At 45.5% G+C, this 378-nt stretch carries 1 protein-coding gene; it reads right to left on the reverse strand.

Annotated features, from left to right (window positions below; translation table 11 throughout):
• On the reverse strand, window positions 1-378 hold a 378-nt coding region (locus tag J8M14_RS22960; protein ID WP_211077177.1), incomplete at both ends, for a hypothetical protein.

The following is a 378-nucleotide window of genomic DNA, read 5'->3' on the forward strand; positions in this document are numbered from 1 at the left end:
AATGTCAGCTGTTTGTACCTGCCCGTCAGTAATGTTTTCAGTTTGAATGGCATTGTCGGCTACTTTGGCATTAGTGATTCCATCGGCAGCTACGATGACATTGGTATCGACTAGTGTTGCTCCGGTACCATCGGTTACTGTAATGGATCCATCTCCTGCGGTGAGGTCTTCTCCTGCGATATTGGTTGCATCGAGAGTTCCCCATTCTACGATAGCCCCTGTTGCATCTGTTTTGAGGACTTGATTGGCAGTTCCTTCTTGTATTTTTGCAGGGGTTACATTATCATCAGCAATGTCAGCTGTTTGTACCTGTCCATCGGTAATGTTTTCTGTATTGATGGCATTGTCGGCTACTTTAGCATTGGTGATTCCATCGGT

It is taken from the genome of Aquimarina sp. MMG016 (assembly GCF_018100805.1).
GTDB lineage: Bacteria > Bacteroidota > Bacteroidia > Flavobacteriales > Flavobacteriaceae > Aquimarina.